General features: G+C 40.3%; 16 protein-coding genes. 7 read left to right on the forward strand and 9 right to left on the reverse strand.

What is annotated here, in order from left to right:
- Positions 1-42: 42 nt before the first annotated feature.
- From DX873_RS04325 to DX873_RS04345, 5 genes are all read right to left on the reverse strand, one after another.
- Complete coding sequence (locus DX873_RS04325) at positions 43-408, reverse strand: diacylglycerol kinase family protein (protein ID WP_116183273.1); 366 nt, start codon at positions 406-408, stop codon at positions 43-45.
- On the reverse strand, positions 401-907 hold the full coding sequence (tpx, locus tag DX873_RS04330) for a thiol peroxidase (protein WP_116183274.1): 507 nt from the start codon (positions 905-907) through the stop codon (positions 401-403). Before tpx ends, DX873_RS04325 begins: the two co-directional genes overlap by 8 nt.
- A 173-nt stretch (positions 908-1,080) precedes the next feature.
- Positions 1,081-1,725 carry a peroxiredoxin gene (locus DX873_RS04335; RefSeq protein ID WP_116183275.1) on the reverse strand — a complete coding sequence of 215 codons (645 nt, stop codon included), beginning with the start codon at positions 1,723-1,725 and terminating at the stop codon, positions 1,081-1,083.
- Between the two features lie 233 nt (positions 1,726-1,958).
- On the reverse strand, positions 1,959-3,440 hold the full coding sequence (nhaC, locus tag DX873_RS04340) for a Na+/H+ antiporter NhaC (RefSeq protein WP_116183276.1): 1,482 nt from the start codon (positions 3,438-3,440) through the stop codon (positions 1,959-1,961).
- Between the two features lie 72 nt (positions 3,441-3,512).
- Positions 3,513-4,733 carry an aminotransferase class I/II-fold pyridoxal phosphate-dependent enzyme gene (locus DX873_RS04345; protein WP_116183277.1) on the reverse strand — a complete coding sequence of 407 codons (1,221 nt, stop codon included), beginning with the start codon at positions 4,731-4,733 and terminating at the stop codon, positions 3,513-3,515.
- A 150-nt stretch (positions 4,734-4,883) separates the two neighbouring features.
- Here DX873_RS04345 and DX873_RS04350 point away from each other — a divergent pair, with 150 nt between their 5' ends.
- Together DX873_RS04350 and DX873_RS04355 are read left to right on the forward strand one after the other, a co-directional pair.
- Positions 4,884-5,342, forward strand: a complete 459-nt coding sequence (locus DX873_RS04350) for an Lrp/AsnC family transcriptional regulator (RefSeq protein WP_116183278.1) — start codon at positions 4,884-4,886, stop codon at positions 5,340-5,342.
- Positions 5,343-5,450: 108 nt separating this feature from the next.
- On the forward strand, positions 5,451-5,840 hold the full coding sequence (locus DX873_RS04355; protein ID WP_116183279.1) for a hypothetical protein: 390 nt from the start codon (positions 5,451-5,453) through the stop codon (positions 5,838-5,840).
- Between the two features lie 2 nt (positions 5,841-5,842).
- Here DX873_RS04355 and DX873_RS04360 read toward each other — a convergent pair whose 3' ends face one another.
- The 3 genes from DX873_RS04360 to DX873_RS04370 all read right to left on the reverse strand — a co-directional run bounded on the left by DX873_RS04360 (position 5,843) and on the right by DX873_RS04370 (position 9,202).
- Positions 5,843-6,769, reverse strand: coding sequence for an aldo/keto reductase (locus tag DX873_RS04360; RefSeq protein WP_116183280.1), 927 nt, complete (start codon positions 6,767-6,769; stop codon positions 5,843-5,845).
- A complete protein-coding gene (locus tag DX873_RS04365) occupies positions 6,747-8,066 on the reverse strand; it encodes an NTP/NDP exchange transporter (RefSeq protein ID WP_116183281.1) in 1,320 nt (439 codons plus the stop codon). Before DX873_RS04365 ends, DX873_RS04360 begins: the two co-directional genes overlap by 23 nt.
- Positions 8,067-8,155: 89 nt before the next feature.
- Positions 8,156-9,202, reverse strand: a complete 1,047-nt coding sequence (locus DX873_RS04370) for a helix-turn-helix domain-containing protein (RefSeq protein WP_116183282.1) — start codon at positions 9,200-9,202, stop codon at positions 8,156-8,158.
- A gap of 132 nt (positions 9,203-9,334) precedes the next feature.
- On the opposite strand from DX873_RS04370, the gene lpdA reads away from it, so the two are divergent.
- Positions 9,335-10,741 carry a dihydrolipoyl dehydrogenase gene (gene lpdA / locus DX873_RS04375; RefSeq protein ID WP_116183283.1) on the forward strand — a complete coding sequence of 469 codons (1,407 nt, stop codon included), beginning with the start codon at positions 9,335-9,337 and terminating at the stop codon, positions 10,739-10,741.
- 55 nt (positions 10,742-10,796) lie between these two features.
- Here lpdA and DX873_RS04380 read toward each other — a convergent pair whose 3' ends face one another.
- Positions 10,797-11,993: an acyltransferase family protein gene (locus tag DX873_RS04380; protein ID WP_116183813.1), complete on the reverse strand. Its 1,197-nt coding sequence runs from the start codon at positions 11,991-11,993 to the stop codon at positions 10,797-10,799.
- Positions 11,994-12,123: 130 nt separating this feature from the next.
- On the opposite strand from DX873_RS04380, the gene DX873_RS04385 reads away from it, so the two are divergent.
- The 4 genes from DX873_RS04385 to DX873_RS04400 are packed head-to-tail and all read left to right on the forward strand — an operon-like array spanning position 12,124 to position 17,271.
- Positions 12,124-12,657, forward strand: coding sequence for an NADPH-dependent FMN reductase (locus DX873_RS04385; protein ID WP_116183284.1), 534 nt, complete (start codon positions 12,124-12,126; stop codon positions 12,655-12,657).
- A 6-nt stretch (positions 12,658-12,663) separates the two neighbouring features.
- The gene (pabB, locus tag DX873_RS04390; RefSeq protein ID WP_116183285.1) at positions 12,664-13,965 is read left to right on the forward strand and encodes an aminodeoxychorismate synthase component I; all 1,302 of its coding nucleotides are present in this window, start codon (positions 12,664-12,666) and stop codon (positions 13,963-13,965) included.
- Positions 13,966-13,987: 22 nt separating this feature from the next.
- Positions 13,988-15,295: a tRNA lysidine(34) synthetase TilS gene (tilS, locus tag DX873_RS04395; protein ID WP_116183286.1), complete on the forward strand. Its 1,308-nt coding sequence runs from the start codon at positions 13,988-13,990 to the stop codon at positions 15,293-15,295.
- The gene (locus DX873_RS04400; RefSeq protein ID WP_116183287.1) at positions 15,292-17,271 is read left to right on the forward strand and encodes a protein-disulfide reductase DsbD family protein; all 1,980 of its coding nucleotides are present in this window, start codon (positions 15,292-15,294) and stop codon (positions 17,269-17,271) included. Before tilS ends, DX873_RS04400 begins: the two co-directional genes overlap by 4 nt.
- The last annotated feature ends 78 nt before the right edge of the window (positions 17,272-17,349 follow it).

A 17,349-nucleotide genomic window follows, 5' to 3' on the forward strand; every position in this document is an offset into this window, starting at 1 on the left:
AATTTACAAATTTACGTTGCTTCCTATGGAAGCGGATGTTGATCAGATGATTTTTGGGACATAAATGATGAGTCCCACTATGGAGGAAATGATGGATACGATCATTACTGCTCCGGCCGAAATATCTTTGATCAAGCCAATTTTTGGATCTTCATTGGGCTGTACATAATCCGAAAGCTTTTCAATAGCGGTATTGACACCCTCTGTACCCATTACCATTCCTATGGCTATTAACTGAAGGGCCCATTCAGTGCTGGATATTTCAAAATAGAATCCGGCGGCAGTAACCACCAGGGCAATTACAAATTGAATCTTAATACTCGACTCTGTCCAAAGAAGCAAGAACATGCCTTTAAAGGCATAGCCAACGCTCCGGATTCTATTTTTAAGAAATGATTCCTTAGGCATGCATTAAAGCTTCAATGGCAGCTTCGTAGTTTGGTTCATCTGCGGTTTCCTGGACCTGTTCGGTATAAACCACTTCACCTTTTTTATTGATGACCACTACGGATCTAGAGAGTAGACTTTCAAAAGCGCTGTCGATAAAAGTAACCCCATAATCCTCTCCAAATTGGCCGGTCTTGTAGTCTGAAAGCATTTCAACATTTTCAATTCCTTCTGCTCCACAGAATCTTTGTTGGGCAAATGGAAGGTCTTTGGAAATGCAAAGCACTTTAGCATCTTTCATATTGGCAGCCTCTTGGTTAAACTGCCTTACAGATTGAGAGCAGGTGCCTGTATCTACACTCGGAAAAATGTTCAAGACCAAATTATGTCCTTCGTAATCTGAAAACGAGACTGTGGAAAGGTCAGATTTGGTCAATGTGAAATCTGGAGCTTTTGTATTTTTTGTGGGAAGTTCGCCTAGAGTATTGGCGGGGTTTCCACCAAGTTTTATTGATGCCATAGCTTATCTTGATTTAAGAGGATGAAGTTACTAAATAATCCAAAAAAGATGAACCGAAAAGAAAGCCCATTTGATTTTTCAAACAGGCTTTCTTTTATCTATTCTAAAAATAACCAACAGTAGGGCTATTTTCAAAAATTATGTATGCGATTCTTTTGCTAAAGAGATGATCTCTAGTTGGCATGCTTTGAAAGGTACTCGGCCACTCCGGTTCTATCGGCGTTCATGGCTTCTTTACCGTCTTGCCAGTTGGCTGGGCAAACTTCACCTTTTTCCTGTACATGTGTATAGGCATCAATTAGTCTAAGGAATTCGGCAATGTTCCTGCCTAGAGGCATGTGATTTACGCTTTCATGGAAAATAGTTCCTTCCTCATCGATAAGATAAGTGGCGCGATAGGTAACATTATCTCCCTCAACGGTAAATGTTTTTGTTTCCTCGTCATATTTTTCGTTGGTAATGTCCAAAATACCTAGGGTAGAGGCCAAGTTTCTATTGCTGTCCGCCAACAAGGGATAAGAAACACCTTGAATACCTCCATTTTTCTTTTCGGTATTCAGCCAGGCAAAATGAACCTCAGCCGTATCGCAGGAAGCTCCAATTACCATGGTATTTCTTTTTTCAAATTCTTCCAAAGCATTCTGAAAAGCGTGTAATTCCGTAGGACATACAAAAGTAAAATCCTTGGGATACCAGAACAGCACAATTTTTTTGTTCAGTTCTTGTGCTTTTTTTAAGATGTTGAGTTTGAAATTGGCCCCGGATTTATCAATCGCGTTGACCTCCATGTTTGGAAATTTTTTACCAACTAATGTCATAATTTATCTGCTTTTTGGGCTGACAAATTTACGGATTGTGGTAAAGTTTTGTCACTATTTTGAACTGAATTTGGAATGAATCAAACTTATTATTGTCTTTATAAAAATCAAGATTTTTTGTTAGGGATTCCTAGGATTTTAAACAAGAGAGATGTTGATTTGGTAAAATCTGGATTATTTCCTTGCTGATTATTAAATCAACCTTGGGTTGAATCAACAAAAAGCCCCCAATCTTATTTAGTGACCAGTTGCTTGATTTTTATCTTGAAAGCTGCGAACAACAGTGTCATAAAGGGGCTCAGCCAGTTAAAAATGGCGTATACAAAATACTCTCCCACACTTACTCCAAGGACACCACTGTGATAGGCCCCACAGGTGTTCCATGGAACCAGCACGGACGTTACGGTACCCGAGTCTTCCAGGGTCCGGCTAAGATTTTCAGGAGCCAGCCCGCGCTCTTCATAAGCTTTGGAAAACATTTTACCTGGCACAACAAGAGCAAGATACTGGTCCGATGCCGTTACATTAAGCGCCAAACAGCTTCCAACTGTGCTGGCAAAAAGTCCAAATGTAGTTTTGGCCATGCTCAAGAGGGATTGGGTAATTCGTTTTAAAGCTCCAATACCGTCCATAATGCCACCAAAGACCATGGCGCACACAATCAACCAAATAGTGCCCAGCATACCTGCCATTCCTCCTGAGGAGAATAAATCGTTTAGAGCTGGGTCTTGAGTGGATATGGATGTATCCACAGTTATGGCGTTTAAGATTCCTTTATAGCCAGATTCAAAGTCTAAAGTATCGCTGCCTCCAATGGTGGCCACAATGTCTGGTTGAAAGATCAATGCAAAAACTCCGCCAAGCAATGTTCCAATTAAGAGTGCCAAAAGGGGAGGAGCTTTTTTTATGATAAGCAGGATTACCACCACAGGGACAATGAACAACCAACCGTTGATGTTAAAGGCGGCACTGATATTTTCTAGAATGGCCCCAGTATCTGCGACTCCAGAAGTATCAATTGTAAATCCAAGAATTATAAAAACCAGTAACGTAACGCTAATTGTGGGTACCGTGGTAAAGGCCATATACCTGATATGCGAGAACAAATCGCCTCCTGCCATAGCGGGAGCCAGGTTGGTGGTGTCGCTCAAGGGAGACATTTTGTCCCCGAAATAGGCTCCTGAAAGTACGGCACCTGCCGTCATACCTAATGAGATGCCTAGAGCATCACCGATTCCAATTAGAGCAATACCAACAGTGGCGGCTGTGGTCCAGCTGCTTCCCGTGGCAATGGAAATTATAGCACAAATGATAACACAAGCTGCCAGAAATATGGTGGGATTGAGTATTTGCAGTCCATAATAAATCATGGCCGGAATAATACCACTTACCAGCCATGTTCCAGAGAGCGCGCCTACCATGAGCAGAATGAGGAGTGCACCTGTTGTTGAGCGAACATTCTCCGCAACCTCTGCCAACATTTGTTTGTAAGTAACCTTGTTGAAAAACCCAACAATGGCAGCTACAGCACCACCTAAAAGCAAGATAAACTGATTGGAACCGCTCAGCGCGTCATCGCCAAAAACGTAAACGTTGTACGCTAACATGGCAACCAACGCAAAAACGGGAAGCAAAGCTTCCCAAATGTTCAGTTCTTTATTATCTATGATGTTTTCGTTTTGTCTATACTTGGGTTTTTCCTCTTTTTTCGGCATCTGGTCTGTTTTGTCGATGGGTAATATTACAATTTTGAACCTTGTTCTCCAAACCAGATCTAGTAATGCCCATTAAACCAAGGTGGTATTGTTTTCCAAGATGTCCAGCATTTCCATGCACTTTCGCATTGAGGAATAGGTGCTATGGATATCGTTATCCAACCCAATCGAAAAACGAATCAATCCTTGTGAAAGTCCTAATTCTTCCTGCTCTTCCATAGGAATTTCAGAGGAAGTCGACGTTCCAGAAGCACTGAAGAGAGTTTTGTAAAATCCTAAGCTAACCGCTAAATAGCCCAGCTTTTCTTTTTGCATCAGTTCCATAAGTGCATTGGCTTTTTCCACAGAACCGACATCTAGGGTGAGCAATCCTCCAAAACCATATTCTTTGTTCATTTGGGATTTCATGATCTCATGACCAGGATGGCTTTCCAACCCTGGGTAAACCACTTTTAGTCCGTCTTTCTCAAACTGTTTAGCTAGATAGAATGCATTTTCACTGTGCTTTTTGATTCGGATATGCAAGGTCCTCATGTTTTTAAGGATGGATGCTGCCCGGAGACTATCCAATGTACTTCCCATGAGCATACCGGCGCCATCGTTGACATCTTTTAGGGAAAGACAAAATTCTATTGAAGCGCAAACTGCTCCGGCAACACAGTCACTACTTCCATTTATGAATTTTGTGAGGCTATGCACAACGATATCCGCTCCAAGTTTAGCCGCATTGATATTGAGGGGAGAAAATGTATTATCTACCACTAAAGGGATGCCGTGTTTTTTAGCGAGTTTGGACAAGGCCTTAATATCCGCCACCTCAAGCAACGGATTGCTAATGGCCTCGCAATAAATCATTTTGGTCTTTGCGGTAATGGACTTTTCAACCATTTCCAAGTTGGTAATATCCACAAAGGAGGTTGAGATATTGAACTTTTTTACAAAGTTCTTTAGAAAAGCATAGGTGCCGCCATAAATTGTTCGACTGCAAACAATATGCTCATCACTATCACACAATTGAAAAATTACTGAACTGATTGCTCCCATGCCACTTGCAAACACGTTAGCAGCTTCAGTTCCTTCCAGCTGGGCCATAGCTTCACCCAAATAGAGATTGGATGGTGAGGAATGTCTACTGTACAAATAGCATCCTTCCGTATTCCCCTCAAAGGTGTCGAACATGGTCTTTGCTGAGATGAATGTATAGGTAGATGAATCTGATATTGAGGGATTTACCCCACCAAATTCTCCAAAATACTGTAAGTCTTGAATGTTTTCCGTTGCTTTGTAGTCCATTGGGTTATTTTTCCGATAAAATTAAGATAGATAGGACTTTATGTCAATGATAAATGTTATATTTAGATTTTTGTTCTTTATTATAAGAATATTTAGAACAATGTTCTAAAAACTATATCATGGTATAACTGTAAATGAATTTTTTTCAGCATGGATTTGGATTCTATAGACAAAAAGTTGGTGCAGCTTTTACAGGAAGATTGTAAAAAGACCACCAAACAATATGCAGATGCCCTAAAACTTTCAAAAACTGCCGTATATGAAAGAATTCGCCGTTTGGAGCGAACAGGTATCGTTACAAACTATGTGGCTATGGTTGACAAAGAAAAAGTGAAACGGGATTTTACAGTGCTTTGTCACATTAGGTTAGTACAGCATACCAAAGAGAACGTACTAAAGTTTGAGCGTGAAATATTAAGGTTGAATGAGGTAAACGGATGTTTTCATGTGGGGGGCGACTATGATTACATCATCATTGTGAATGTGGAAGATATGAAAGCTTATCGAGAATTCATGGTCACTAAGCTGACCGCAATCAATAATATTGGTAACACCCACAGCTCCTTTGTAATTAATGAGGTGAAGAATACCCCAGCAGTTCATATTTAGCAAAGTTTAACGTAAAAGGATGTTAAAAGGAAGACGGTATCGGGAAGATATTCCTAATTTTTGACCAGATCAAGAAACGAATACCATCAAAAAACAGCTTTTAGCGTCATGAAATCCCGTACACGAATTTTACTCACGGTACTGGCAACTGTAGTGGGCACACTATCTTTAATACTCTACACTACCTTGTCCCAAGATATCATCTTTAAAGGATTGAGCTTTTGTACCTCCACCAGTTCTGAACTGGCTATTGGGGGAATGGCCATATTTGGTTCGGCGGTGGTCTCTGGATTCATTGCCTCGTTGATTGTCGTCAGAGATAATTATTGGCCACATTTGTTAATATCCTTATTTATTTTGGTGAAGATGTCTTTACTTATGCATTGCGATCATTGGAGTGGACCCATGTGGTTTGAATCCGGTCTTCATTTATCCCTCTTAGGAGGAGTATGGTTGGGTAGTTACGGTGCCAATAAATTTCCGTTAGCACCAATATAATCCTATAAGGATTTTAAGTGCTTAACCATTTTCATTCTTGTGGCTTCATCAGGAATTTTGCCCAAACCAGCCTTCATATTATCTATCATGTGATGAGGCTTAGAAGTGCCTGGAATTGCGCAGGTAACGGCAGGATTGGATAGGATAAACTTCAGAAAATACTGTCCCCAACTATTAATATCCCATTCTTTTGTCCAATCTGGCAACTCTTTCCCTCTTACCTTTCTAAACAAAGAGCCGCCGGCATAAGGTTGATTGATGATGGTGGCCACGCCATATTTTTTTGCTGTGTCAAAAAGTGATTTTTCGGCATGTCTGGAAAGAATGGAATAGTTGAATTGAACAAAATCCGGTCTTTCAGATTTGATGATGGCTTCCAGCGATGCATGCGAAGAATCCACATAGTGGGTAATGCCCCAATAACGGATTTTTCCTTGCTCTTTCCATTGTTTTAGTGTTTTTACATGGGTATTCCAATCTACCAAGTTGTGGATTTGTATTAGATCCATGGTTGAACGTCCCATTTTTTTCATGGAAGCTTCCATTTGGGCTACCCCAGACCTTTGTCCAGATGTCCAAACCTTTGTGGCATAGAACAACTGGTCCTTGAAATTCAATTCTGAGGTGAGGTCACCAACAACTTTTTCTGATGAACCATACATGGGGGAGGAGTCAATGACGGCACCTCCAAAACGATGTAATTCTTTTAAAACCTGACTCAGTATTTTTCGTTGTTCTGAAGAACTACCTACATCAAATGTCTGCCAGGTACCCAATCCTACGGCGGGCAAAGATTCTCCCGAAGATGGTATCGGTCTGGTCAGTACTTTGGAATCAAACATAAGAGTATCCACGGTCCTGAAAGACAAACCGATTCCGGCCAAAACGGACAATTTTAATATTTCTCTACGATTGTATATCACTTTCATGGCTTGGTGTATTTAAAGTTAATCTTTTCTCTCTTTTCTGCTGAAGTCTACCAAGACGAAATCCGGTAAACCCCCATGCAAATGCCACAGGAACTGCCAAAAAGGCAATTGTGCCCAATCCAGAACCCAATGCCAATAGCCCTGCAAAAATCCACCCAACTAGAGCATCACCGCCCCTATATATGGCTGTATCAATAAAATTCTTGGCTTTGTATTTCTCTTTATGGGAGGTTACGGTGAACAGTATTTCCCTTCCGGGACGAAGTAGCATGAAGTTTCCAGCCCTATGGATGACCATGAGAATTGCAACAAAACCCAAGGAAGGATTTAACCCCAAAACAATCAATCCCATTCCTATGCAAAAAGGGATAGAGGCCAATACCATGGAAAGCCCAATTTTACGGATGATTCCAGCAGTCAGAAAAAATTGGCCCAAAACTGCGATGGTATTCACGGAAAAGTCAATGTTTGAAAAATAAGCGATTCGGTCCGAAGAATCTTTCAACGTGCTTTCCACAATATGGGCCTGTTCAAAATAAAGTACCGTGGAAATGGCGGTGTAGCATAGAATAAAAGCTACAATGCCCAAAAGGTAAGGGGATTTTGCCATGTCCCGTATCCCTTCGAGCAAGTCGGCCATCTTTACTTTGGATTCACTCCGATTTTTTTTGAAACGGTCTTTTTCAGGAATCAATCTTAAGATTGTAACAATGCAACCTAGCGCTATCAACAGGAACAAGACTGCTGTCAATAACAGTGGGCCTATGGATTGGGATGAACTCAGGTATTTGGCAATAAAAGGACCCGTAATGGCCCCCAAACTCCCTCCAGAAGCTATTATGCCAAAATAACGCTTGGCGGATTTTCCTGAAAAAATATCGGCCATAAAACTCCAAAACAAAGACACTACAAACAGGTTGAACACGCTTAACCAAATGAAGAAAGTTATGGCCCAGATTCGGGTAATTCCAAAAACGATAAAGAGGAAATAGAAAAGTAAAATGGTCCCTACAAAAAAGGAATAAGAATAGAGCAGTACCTTTTTTATCGGTCTTTTTGACACCAAGAAACCAAATAATGGAACTACACATAACATGGCAACAAAAGTTCCTGTAAAGAGCCATTGCATATTTACGGCCCCATTAACTATACCCATTTCATCCCTTACAGGTCTAAGAATAAAGTACGAGCACAACAGACTAAAGAAATAGATGCAGGAACAGATTACAATTTTGAGCTGTTCTTTGTTCTGTTGCCCGATTTGATGAAGTAGTCTAACCTTGAAGAGATTGCGCATAAGAGCCCCTTTTTAGAGCTCTAAAGTTGAATGTTCAACTTCCAAATACCTTTTTAATTAATAAATAGGTATGAGGGATTTATAAAAAACTAAACGGTTTTGTTCTTTTTCTGAAATCTGGTCGGTGTGGTTCCAGTAGTTTTTTTGAAGGCGATATTAAAAGAAGATAGAGTGTTGAAACCACAATCATAGGCAATACTCGCAATGGTATTATTCGTAAAATCTGGATGTACCAATCTTTTCTTGATTTCCTCTACGCGATAACCATTTAGAAAATCGGGAAAGCTCTTGCCAATTTGATTATTTACCGTGTGGGATACTAGATAGAGTGGTAGTCTAAGCTCATGGGCAACTTTTCCCAAAGTACAATTTGGGTCCAGGTACATTTTTTTTGAAACCATCAACACTTCCAACTGATTGGCTATTTCCGAAAGTTCACCCTCTGTAAGTCGGATGTTCTGGGATTTGGTCCCTTTATTCGGTTTAATTATCGTAGGATTCTTAAACAAAAGAAAAGCCAGAAAATAAATGAAAGGAAGGTAAATGATTGGTCCTAACAAATATGGAGTAAGGCCCAGCATATAGTTTGAAAAGTATAAAAACTGCAAAACCGCCGTACCTACAATCAATGCAATAATCCACATGAAGGCAGTTCTGGACAGAACTTTATGGTTTCCATTGAAGGAATATATCATCAATATTCCTAAACTCAATAAACTATAAACAAGTTGATGGGTCAATAAGGAAGTATACCCACCAGCATACCAAAATTCATCCAACGAAAACGACTTAAAACCTACCAACAAGATGAGGGCCGGTAGAAAATGGAACAAGTTCCAGTTGGACCACCTCTTTTCGAACAAAAAATGCCAAGCATAAAGAAATAGGGCGGGACCGGATAGGGCATGGGCTGCAAAACCAATATTTATAAACCATAATGGACTTTGATCCAGGTAAACCCAAAGAATTGACTTTGTCAAACGAACCGTAATCGAAATAAAGAAAATGAAAAGAAGTAGGTTTCTAAAATCTCTTTTTCGTTCAAAAATGGAATACAAAGCCATCCAAAGACTCTGTGTGGCACCCACTCCCGCAAGGAACAATTCCAGTTCCCGATTTAAGCTCGCTGTCCGCATAGGTTAAATATAAACAGAATTCACCCATACTTTTTCGTAAGGATATGTTAAGTATCGGCCATGGTGTATCGGATAAACATTGTTATTTTTGTGGTCGATAATCGAACAAATAATTATCTCTAAGCATTTACTATGAATCAATATGATGTGGCCGTTATTGGCTCTGGACCTGGAGGCTATGTAGCGGCAATCCGATGTGCCCAATTGGGAATGAAAACAGCAATTATTGAAAAATATGCCACTTTGGGGGGCACCTGTCTTAATGTGGGTTGTATTCCTTCCAAGGCCATGTTGGATTCTTCTCATCATTATGAAGATGCCATAAAGCATTTTGAAGAGCACGGTATTGAGATTCCTGGTGAGGTCAAGGTGAACCTAAAGCAAATGGTGGCCCGCAAGCAGGGTGTGGTTGACCAGACTACCAAGGGAATCCAATTCTTGATGGACAAAAATAAGATTGATGTGTATCAGGGATTAGGTAGCTTCAAGGATGCGACACATGTTGAAATAGCCAAGCCAGATGGTAAAAAAGAGACCATTGAAGCAAAGAATATCATAATTGCTACTGGGTCTAAACCTTCCAACTTACCGTTCATAGAATTGGATAAGGAACGAATTATTACCTCTACCGAGGCCTTGGAGCTAAAGGAGGTTCCCAAACACATGATTGTGATAGGCGGTGGTGTAATAGGCCTTGAACTGGGACAGGTATACAAGCGTCTAGGCGCTGAAGTCACCGTGGTGGAATTTATGGATCGAATCATTCCAGGAATGGACGGAGGACTTTCCAAAGAGTTGACCAGGGTATTGAAAAAACAAAAAATGAAGTTCAACCTTTCCCACAAGGTGAAGTCCGTTGAGCGTAAAGGAAATGAGGTCATTGTAAAGGCAGATGACAAAAAAGGACAGGAAGTGGTTCTAAAAGGGGATTACTGTTTGGTTTCTGTAGGAAGAAGACCTTATACCGATGGCCTGAATGCCGAAGCTGCTGGAGTAAAACTGGATGAAAGAGGAAGAGTAGAGGTGAATGACCATCTTCAGACCAACGTTTCAAACATTTATGCAATCGGGGATGTGGTCCGCGGTGCTATGTTGGCCCACAAGGCTGAAGAGGAAGGAACCATGGTGGCCGAAATATTGGCAGGTCAAAAACCGCATATCGATTATAATCTTATTCCAGGCGTAGTTTATACCTGGCCGGAGGTTGCTGCAGTTGGCAAAACCGAGGAACAACTTAAAGAAGCCGGTATCGAATACAAGGTTGGGCAATTTCCAATGCGTGCCCTCGGACGTGCACGAGCAAGCATGGACATTGATGGTTTTGTGAAGATTTTGGCGGATAAAAAGACAGACGAGGTTCTAGGTGTCCATATGATTGGAGCCAGATGCGCAGATTTAATCACAGAAGGAGTCACCGCTATGGAATTTAGGGCATCAGCAGAGGATATATCCCGAATGAGCCATGCACATCCAACCTATGCCGAGGCGGTTAAAGAGGCTGCTCTTGCTGCTACGGATGATAGGCCAATCCATGTGTAACGGACCAGAAACAGGACTTTTTTCGAGATTGAAATGGGATTTTCCGATTGGGGAATTAACCACGTACTACCTGCACAATTCGTTGCAAGAATAAACGAACCTTAGGTGCAATTTCCTTATAGATGGGAACCAAAGACTTTTGCAGTCCTATAGCCTGTACCTTGGCTATTTGGAAAACTTGGTCAATCTGAAGCTTGATATCAGCCTCATATTTTTCATATTGAAGCGATAAGTAGGTGCAAAGTACCATAAACACAATTGCTCCTGAAATTGCCAAGCCGGGGCTCAATTCATGGTGGAAGAACTTGTATAGACCCAATCCCGTGAAACTTCCGTAAAGAATCACAAAATGAATAACATAAATGGTCAACGTATTTGACCCAATCTTCAATATGGTCTTGTGGGTCAAAAGACTTCTAAAAACCATGAATATGGCAAAAACTAGGAATACATCACCCAATCTAATAAAGAGATAGTTGTTGCTTTGAATCATTTTGAACAATTCAATCCCAGTCACCGCATACATGTCAAGAAAGAATGCGGATGATTTGAAAATCAAAGCATAGCCCAAGACAACTGCCGAGCCTATGGCAATAGCGTATAGATATTTATAGTTCTTAAAACGGGTAAATAACATGGCCAATGCTCCACCTATGGTTGCATAGCCCAACCATGGAAAAATGGTGAAGACGGAACCATTTGCTTTGGTAAAATAATTGGAGATTCCCTCTGGAAGGAAACCATAGGTAAACTGCTTATAAATGGGCTCAAAAGAGAAGAGCAAGAGGGTGATTCCGACCAAGATCAAAGGAAAAACAAACTTTTTCCTATTGGTGGAGATTAAATAAACACCGATAATACAAAGGATGGAAAGCCCAATGCAGTGAAGCACATCCACCAAATAAAACCCGCCGTAAATATGACCTTTTAGAAGCCCAAAAAAATTGAGTCGCAATAAGTAACCAATCAGTATTAATTGTAATCCCCGTCGTATTCCTTTTTTAACCCTAGGATTGTCGAATCCTTTTTGTGGAACCCGCACCAGAAGAAAGGTGAATATGAACCCTGACACTGTAAAGAAAACGGGCGCCGTGATGCCTCTAAAATACAACCAGGTTGTGAACACGGAGTCTTGCGAATCCCTGAAAACCGGGTCCAAAAGCCCATCTATAAAATGTCCTTGGAGCATCATAAGAATGGCCCATGCTCGCATGGCATCAATAAAAAACAACCTTGTGGATTTGGCGCTCATAAGGGTGAATATTATCCTATATACTTGTTTAACAGCATGTTTGGATGTCACTGTGGGCAAAAATATGCAAAATACTCGCATCTAAGCGCCAATTGAGGTATTTTAGCGAAACAATCAAAGTTTTTTCAATATGGCTGCAATTTTGGCATTTGCTGGGAGTAATTCTTCCACTTCCATAAATTATAAACTGGTACAACATACAGCTTCTTTGGTAGAGGGACATGATATCCGTTTGTTGAACTTGGCTGGGTATCCGTTCCCAATGTACAGTGAAGATGATGAGAGGGAAAAAGGATTTTCCAATTCTTTAGTAGAGTTAAAAAATGATATAGGCAGGGCCAACGCGCTAATAATTTCTGTGAACGAGCATAATGGAAATCCCTCAGCATATTTCAAGAATTTGTTGGATTGGTTGTCCAGATTGGAACGAAAATTTTTAGAAGACACAAAAGTTTTGCTCATGGCCACATCGCCTGGTAAACGTGGAGCTATAGGTTCGCTGGAGGTTATTGAAAACATGTTGCCAAGATTTGGAGCTGAAATTGTGGCGATCTTTTCGTTGCCATCGTTCCATGAAAATTATGATGGAAAAACCATAGTGAACCAAGAACTGAAGGAAAAACATGCGGCTGCTTTGGCCACTTTTTTAAAGTCTTTAAACTAGAACACATTGCGCAAGCATTGTTCATATTCCATTTCCCCGTCTCTAAAAATTAAGGATGCCTTGTTGGAATGGTCAAAAAGCTGTTCGCATATTGTATGGCTGGACAGTAATAGGCACTCTGATAAATATGGTTCATTTGATGCTGTTTTAGCTATTTCCGAACAGACCGATAAGTCTTTTAAATCTTTTAAAAACATCGATGAAATTGAGCTTTTTGTCGATGAACAGAAAGATTGGTTGTTCGGATATTTTTCGTATGATTTCAAGAACTCTCTGGAGAACCTCGATTCCGAAAATTTTGATGGACTAGGTTTTCCGGAAATCAACTTTTTTCAACCTACCAAAGTCATTGTTTTAGATGGGGATAAATTAAAATTTTCATATCTGGATGCTTGCGCCGGGGAGATGGAGGACGATTTCTCCAGATTACTTGAAATTGCCGATGAAGATAAAAAGGAAAAAGATGATCATGTCCCGGTGAAAATAAAAATGCGAATCCATAAGGATGCCTATTTTGAAAAGACCCAGATTTTTTTGGACCATATTCAGAAAGGTGATATTTATGAAGCCAATTTTTGTCAGGAGTTTTATGCCGAAAACACAAACATAGATCCCTTTAGGACCTATAAGAACCTTAATTCGGTTTCAAAACCGCCTTTTGCCAGCTTTATGAAACTTGGTTCACATTTTCTTATGTGCGCTTCTCCGGAAAGGTACCTAAAGAAAAACGGACAAACATTGATTTCCCAGCCTATAAAGGGTACTGCACCCAGAGGGTCTAATGCTGAAAGCGATAAAGCCATAAGCGAGACATTGGCAAAGGACCCAAAGGAAAGAGCCGAAAACATTATGATTACGGACCTTGTTCGGAATGATCTTTCAAGAAGTGCTCTAAAAGGTAGCGTAAAAGTAGAGGAACTCTGTGAAGTTTATACCTATGAACAAGTGCATCAATTGGTTTCTACGGTAACAGCCAAAGTGCCTGAAGGGATGAATCCAGTTCGCCTGATTAAAGAGACTTTTCCCATGGGAAGCATGACAGGTGCTCCAAAAATATCGGCCATGAAAATCATAGAAGAACTGGAAGAAACCAAAAGAGGCCTGTACAGCGGAGCAGTAGGCTATTTTTCCCCAAATGGAGATTTTGATTTTAATGTGGTTATCCGGAGTATTTTATACAATGCTCAAAACAAATATGTGTCATTTTCTGTAGGAAGTGCCATAACAGCCAAATCGGACCCAGAAAAAGAATACGAAGAATGTTTGCTCAAAGCCAAGGCTATGCGAAGTGTTTTGGAAATGGGCTAAGGTTTATGCTTAATTTTGAAAAATGCTGGAGCATTTCAAAAAACATATCGATGTTTCCCTGCCCTTTCTCAAGGGTAAACGATTATTGCTCGCTTGCAGTGGGGGAGTGGATAGTGTAGTATTGGCACATCTCTGCACAAAGATGGGATTGAATGTGACTTTGGCACACTGCAATTTTGGACTGCGTGGAGAGGAAAGCGACGGAGATGAAACCTTTGTGAAGAATTTAGGGAAAGCATTGGGGGTTGAAGTCTGGAGCAAATCGTTCAACACAAAAGACTATCTGTCCAAGAACAAAGGTTCGGTTCAAATGGCTGCCAGGGATTTAAGGTATCACTGGTTCAAAGAACTGCTTGAATCTCACAACCTGGATTACATTTTGACGGCACATCACGCAGATGACAGTTTGGAAACTTTTTTGATCAATCTTTCTCGCGGTACAGGAATTGATGGATTAAGCGGTATTCCAGAGCAGAACGATAGTATTGTGCGGCCATTGCTTGCTTTCTCTCGTGAAGATATTGTAAACTATGCCAATAAACATGGTATTACCTGGAGAGAAGACAGTAGCAATCAACATAGCAAATATCTTCGTAATAAGATTCGGCTAGAGATTGTTCCCAAGTTAAAACAACTACATCCCACTTTTCTTGAAAATTATCGGTTAACACAGGGCCATTTGGGTCAAACCAAGGTGTTGGTCCAAAACCATATCGATGAGATTAGGTCAGGGCTCTTTAAAAGAGAAGGGGATATCTACAAAATCAATATTGAAAAGCTGGAAAAGCTCAATCCAATTGAACCTTATCTGTATGAATTATTTCATAATTATGGTTTTACTGAATGGAATGATGTAAAAGACCTTCTGAATGCGATGAGTGGTAAAGAGGTTGTCTCCAAAACCCATAGGTTGCTAAAGGACAGAGATGTTCTTATCCTCTCAGAAATTAAAGAACAAATTGCTGAGAGATTTCTGGTTTTTGAGGATGCCAAGAACATCAGCACTCCAATTTCATTGCAATTTGAGCAGGTAGAAACAGTTGAAAAATCTGATGCCAATGTGATTTTTTTGGATAAGGAAAAGTTAAACTTTCCGTTACAATTAAGGAAATGGGAAAAAGGCGACTATTTTTATCCATTTGGTATGCTCGGAAAGAAAAAATTATCGAAGTACTTCAAGGATGAAAAGTTCGATATGATTTCCAAGGAAAAGCAATGGCTAATGTGCTCTAACGACCAAATTGTTTGGGTTGTGGGCAAAAGGGCAGATGAACGTTTTAAAGTTGATTCGTCAACACAACAAATAGTAAAGGTTACACTGATTTCATGAGATTTTTAGTATTTTTTTTCGGACTCATTTTCATCAATTTCTCCAGTAGTGCTCAAACTGATGCCGACCCGGCTCTTTGGAGCCATGAGGTGAAAAAAATATCGGAAACGGAGTACGAACTTACCTTTACCGGAAAAATCATGGAAGGGTGGCACGTATACTCCCAGTATACCGCTGAAGGTGGTTCCCTGCCAAGTGAGTTCACTTTTGAAAAAGAAGGCGAGGACTATGAACTTGTGGGCAAGACCCTGGAAAGTGAAACTATAAAGGAGTACAGCGAGATATTTGAGGTTGAAGAAACCTTTTTCAAGAAAGAGGCCATCTTCACCCAACGCATAAAATTGTTGAAACCTGAGGTGCGTCAGATTTCGGTCAACCTGTTCTATCAAATATGTAAAGAGGTCTGTATTCCCAAAGATGCTTTTTTTGAAATTTCTTTGGATGGTAATGCCTTTGTACAGTCCCAAAAGCAATTGGATGAAAAGAGTATTGCTATGGGAGAATCGTTGCGCATCGATTTAAAAAACAAAAACCTGTTAAATCAGAATGGGCTGGCAGAATCTGGTTCAAAATCCAACCTGTGGATGATTTTAGGGCTAGGATTTTTAGGAGGACTGATTGCCTTGTTGACTCCATGCGTCTTTCCGATGATTCCTTTGACGGTATCGTTTTTTACCAAACAGTCAGAACAAAAATCAAAAGGAATAGGAAATGCCATCCTGTACGGTTTTTTCATCGTATTGATATACTTTTTGTTGAGTTTACCGTTTCATTTGTTTGATTCTGTAGACTCACAGATTTTGAATACCATAGCCACCAATATCTGGCTCAATGTATTTTTCTTTATCATTTTTGTGGTCTTTGCCTTTTCGTTTTTTGGTTACTACGAACTTACCTTACCAAGTTCTTGGGCAAATAAAATGGATGCTGCCTCTTCCAAGGTGGGAGGTGTTTTAGGGATATTCTTTATGGCCCTGACATTGGCGATTGTATCATTTTCCTGTACCGGACCCATTCTAGGGGGGCTTCTGGGGAGTACTACATTGGCCGAAGGTGATGTAGCCGTAAATCTGACCGCTGGTATGGTTGGGTTTGGTCTGGCCCTAGCTTTGCCTTTTGGTTTGTTTGCGCTGTTTCCTGCTTGGTTGAATTCATTGCCAAAGTCAGGAGGTTGGATGACCACGGTAAAGGTTGTTCTCGGATTCCTAGAGCTTGCGCTAGCCTTCAAATTTTTATCAAACGCTGATTTGGTAGGGAATTGGGGCATCTTCAAAAGAGAGATATTTTTAGGAATTTGGATTGTTCTCTTTATCCTAATGACACTGTACCTCTTTGGGGCATTCAATTTTACCAAGGAAGATAATCGCAAAAATCTATCAGTGACTAGAAAGCTTTTTGGGGTGATAAGCTTGGCGTTTTCAACTTATTTGGTATTGGGACTGTTAAATGTCACCAACCTGAAGCTATTAAGTGGATTTCCTCCCCCAGATTTCTATAGTGTTACGGAAACCGAAACAGATTGCCCTTTGGGGTTGGAATGTTTCAAGGATTTTAAAGAGGGAGTTGCACATGCGCAAGAGGTCAACAAACCAATTTTATTGGATTTTACGGGATGGGCCTGTGTAAACTGCAGAAAAATGGAGGAAAATGTTTGGAGTGATTCCAAAATATATCCATTATTAAAGGAAGAATATGTGCTGATATCCTTGTATGTTGATGATCGAAAAAAACTCCCTGAAGATGAAATTTTTGATTTCAAATTCGATTCTGGAAGAATAAAGACCATTGAAACCATAGGCCAAAAATGGGGGACTTTCCAGACCGTTAATTTCAATGCCGCTTCGCAGCCTTATTATGTATTGCTTTCACCCAATCTTGAAATTTTGAACGATGCCGTTCAATATGTGGACGTTGACACCTACGAAAGGTGGTTGAGGTCTGGATTGGAAAAGTATCAACTCACCATGAATAAGTAATTATCTCCCTATCTTTTTTTCGCTTCTTGGAAAATAGTGTAATTTAGGTACCGACTAATTAACTTAACCGAGATTCCT

It is taken from the genome of Flagellimonas nanhaiensis (genome assembly GCF_003382275.1).
Lineage (GTDB): Bacteria > Bacteroidota > Bacteroidia > Flavobacteriales > Flavobacteriaceae > Flagellimonas > Flagellimonas nanhaiensis.

Coding starts and splice junctions, on each gene's coding strand:
- nhaC (WP_116183276.1), bottom strand. CDS start 3,440: ATGCCGAAAAAAGAGGAAAAACCCAAGTATAGACAAAACGAAAACATC.
- DX873_RS04350 (WP_116183278.1), top strand. CDS start 4,884: ATGGATTTGGATTCTATAGACAAAAAGTTGGTGCAGCTTTTACAGGAA.
- DX873_RS04400 (WP_116183287.1), top strand. CDS start 15,292: ATGAGATTTTTAGTATTTTTTTTCGGACTCATTTTCATCAATTTCTCC.
- DX873_RS04385 (WP_116183284.1), top strand. CDS start 12,124: ATGGCTGCAATTTTGGCATTTGCTGGGAGTAATTCTTCCACTTCCATA.
- DX873_RS04365 (WP_116183281.1), bottom strand. CDS start 8,066: ATGCGCAATCTCTTCAAGGTTAGACTACTTCATCAAATCGGGCAACAG.
- lpdA (WP_116183283.1), top strand. CDS start 9,335: ATGAATCAATATGATGTGGCCGTTATTGGCTCTGGACCTGGAGGCTAT.
- DX873_RS04370 (WP_116183282.1), bottom strand. CDS start 9,202: ATGCGGACAGCGAGCTTAAATCGGGAACTGGAATTGTTCCTTGCGGGA.
- DX873_RS04325 (WP_116183273.1), bottom strand. CDS start 408: ATGCCTAAGGAATCATTTCTTAAAAATAGAATCCGGAGCGTTGGCTAT.
- DX873_RS04360 (WP_116183280.1), bottom strand. CDS start 6,769: ATGAAAGTGATATACAATCGTAGAGAAATATTAAAATTGTCCGTTTTG.
- tpx (WP_116183274.1), bottom strand. CDS start 907: ATGGCATCAATAAAACTTGGTGGAAACCCCGCCAATACTCTAGGCGAA.
- DX873_RS04355 (WP_116183279.1), top strand. CDS start 5,451: ATGAAATCCCGTACACGAATTTTACTCACGGTACTGGCAACTGTAGTG.
- tilS (WP_116183286.1), top strand. CDS start 13,988: ATGCTGGAGCATTTCAAAAAACATATCGATGTTTCCCTGCCCTTTCTC.
- DX873_RS04335 (WP_116183275.1), bottom strand. CDS start 1,725: ATGACATTAGTTGGTAAAAAATTTCCAAACATGGAGGTCAACGCGATT.
- DX873_RS04345 (WP_116183277.1), bottom strand. CDS start 4,733: ATGGACTACAAAGCAACGGAAAACATTCAAGACTTACAGTATTTTGGA.
- DX873_RS04380 (WP_116183813.1), bottom strand. CDS start 11,993: ATGAGCGCCAAATCCACAAGGTTGTTTTTTATTGATGCCATGCGAGCA.